This is a genomic window from Bartonella sp. MU70NMGDW, assembly GCF_042194085.1.
Classification (GTDB): Bacteria; Pseudomonadota; Alphaproteobacteria; order Rhizobiales; family Rhizobiaceae; genus Bartonella; species Bartonella grahamii.
This window is the reverse complement of sequence record NZ_JBHIMK010000183.1, coordinates 1-2,431: the sequence shown is the minus strand read 5'-3', so window position 1 is coordinate 2,431 and position 2,431 is coordinate 1. Positions and strand designations below refer to the sequence as shown.

2 protein-coding genes are annotated in these 2,431 nt (G+C 42.4%); both read left to right on the top strand.

Going from position 1 to position 2,431, the window contains the following annotated elements:
• Positions 1–627: HlyD family efflux transporter periplasmic adaptor subunit (locus ACFIKE_RS09455; protein WP_375649557.1), on the top strand; the 627-nt coding region annotated here is incomplete at its 5' end.
• Positions 628–630: 3 nt separating this feature from the next.
• On the top strand, positions 631–2,431 hold a 1,801-nt coding region (locus tag ACFIKE_RS09450), incomplete at its 3' end, for a MacB family efflux pump subunit (RefSeq protein WP_375649556.1).

Genomic DNA, 2,431 nt, shown 5'->3' with positions numbered 1-2,431 from the left:
ACGGTTTTGGCAACAGTTGTGGAAGAAGGACAGAATGTGAATGCGGTTCAGTCGGCGCCAACAATTGTTATTTTGGGTGATTTATCAAAGATGACGATCAAGGCGCAAATCTCAGAAGCTGATATTCTTAAAGTCCGAGCTGGACAACCTCTTTATTTTACAGTTCTAGGTAATTCACAGCGTCGTTATGACGGCGTTTTAGAAAAGGTAGAGCCGGCTCCTGAAGCAATTCGTGCTGATGTGAGTATTAATCCTGGTATGGTGGGTGGTTCTAGTTCTTTAATATCGTCGGCTATCTATTACAATGGAATTCTACATGTTGATAATGCGGACAATTTTTTGCGAACCTATATGACTGCTCAAGTTCATATTATCTTAGGGCGCGCGCAGAATGTCTTGTTGGTTCCAAGTGATGCTTTACGCGATGAGACAAGAGAGCGTAAAGCATGGGTTTCTGTTTTGGTGGGGGAAAATAAGGTGGTTACTAAACAGGTGAGCGTTGGGTTGAATAACAAGGTTATGGCAGAGATTGTTTCAGGACTTAACGAGGGTGATGTCGTCATCACCAGTTCGTCTGATGGAGTGATGCCAGAGTCTTCTAACATGCATAGCGAAGACGAGAGTTAAACCATGAACACGAACCAAGCAGATGCTGTCTTCGTCTTGGAAAATATTGTGCGCCAATTTCCCGCGGGCGAAACGTTTGTTACCGTTTTGAAAAATATCAATCTTACCATTAAACGTGGTGAAATGGTGGCAATTGTAGGTGCTTCCGGTTCAGGTAAATCTACCTTGATGAATATTTTAGGCTGTCTTGATCGTCCAACTTCTGGCCGTTATTGGATCTCTGGTAAAGAAACAGCTTCCCTTTCTGCTGATGAATTGTCGGCTTTGCGACGTAATCATTTTGGTTTTATTTTTCAGCGCTACCATTTATTGAATGAATTGACAGCTCTTGGTAATGTTGAAATTCCGGCTATTTATGCGGGATGTGCTGTGGAAGCAAGAAAAAAGCGTGCACAGGATCTTTTAACGCGTTTGGGCATGGGTGATCGGGTAAATCATCGTCCAAATCAGCTTTCCGGTGGTCAGCAACAACGTGTTTCTATTGCCCGTGCGCTCATGAATAATGCGGAGGTTATTCTTGCAGATGAACCAACTGGTGCATTGGACAAAAAGAGTGGGCAAGAAGTATTGCGTATTTTGGATGAACTTCATCAAGAAGGGCGTACTATTATCATTGTAACCCATGATATGCAGGTGGCTGAAAGAGCAGAGCGTATTATCGAAATCAGTGATGGGGAAATTATTGCCGATAAGCGGTCAAAGGTTGCAAAAACAAAAGTTGGTGGAAAATCTCTTCAGGAACAACAAAATCTAAAAGGCCAACAAAAACTGGGCTTTTTTCGTTCTTTTGTTGAGCGATTCCGTGAGGCGTTTGTCATGGCTTTGTTGGCAATGAATGCACACCGCATGCGGACTTTTTTAACAATGCTTGGGGTGATTATCGGTATTGGGGCGATTATTGCTATGGTGGCTTTAGGGAATGGTACACGAGAGAAGATTCTGGAAAATTTTAAAAGTTTGGGTGCTAATACATTAACTATTTTTCCTGGCAAAAGTTTTTCTGATCCACAAGCAGAAAAAATAACCAGTCTTGTTGAAGCTGATGCAGAAGCCTTGTCTGGATTGCCTTATGTTTCTGGTGTAACACCACAGATTTCAGCAAGCTCGAAAGTGCGTTTTGGTGCAGTTGAAGTCAATGCCGTCATTGTGGGGGTGGGAGAACAATTTTTTCAGACACAGGGGCTCAAAGTTTTCAAAGGACAGTTTTTTGATCAAAAAAGCGTGCATGATCGGGCGGTTGATCTCGTGATTGAAAAAGAAGCTTTGTCTGTTCTTTTTCCCCATAGCCATGAAACCCCCCTTGGAAGGGTGGTGCTTGTGGGTAATGTTCCAGCGCGTATTATTGGTGTTGTTGATTCGCAAAACCAAGCAAGTGGAAACACATCGAATACATTACAGCTTTATTTGCCCTATACAACAGTGCAAACGCGTTTTCTTGGCACAACAGAAGTTCGTGCAATTACCGTTAGGGTTGCTGATGATATTGATTCACATTTAGCGGAGACCATGATAAAACGTTTTCTCATTATGCGGCATGGCGGGGAAGATTTTTTCATTAGAAATTCTGAATTCTTCCGTGAACGTGTTATGGAGAGCACAAATATTTTAACACTTTTAATTTCTTCAATTGCTGCTATTTCATTGATTGTGGGGGGTATTGGGGTGATGAATATTATGTTGGTCACTGTTTCTGAGCGGATTAATGAAATCGGCGTGCGTATGGCAGTTGGTGCACGCCAAAGTGATATTTTGCAGCAGTTTCTCATTGAAGCGATTTTGGTTTGTGTGATTGGTGGTGGTTTGG